At 56.1% G+C, this 246-nt stretch carries 1 rRNA gene; it reads left to right on the plus strand.

Annotated elements, in window-relative coordinates:
* Window positions 1-246 (plus strand): 16S ribosomal RNA (locus tag IB226_RS23150); the annotation flags it as partial.

Here is a 246-nt window from a genome sequence, read left to right on the forward strand (position 1 = left end):
CTACGGGAGGCAGCAGTGGGGAATATTGCACAATGGGCGCAAGCCTGATGCAGCCATGCCGCGTGTATGAAGAAGGCCTTCGGGTTGTAAAGTACTTTCAGCGGGGAGGAAGGCGGTGAAGTTAATAACTTCACCGATTGACGTTACCCGCAGAAGAAGCACCGGCTAACTCCGTGCCAGCAGCCGCGGTAATACGGAGGGTGCAAGCGTTAATCGGAATTACTGGGCGTAAAGCGCACGCAGGCG

The sequence above is a fragment of the Pantoea sp. PNT03 genome (genome assembly GCF_014852515.1).
In the GTDB taxonomy this organism is placed as follows: domain Bacteria; phylum Pseudomonadota; class Gammaproteobacteria; order Enterobacterales; family Enterobacteriaceae; genus Pantoea; species Pantoea leporis.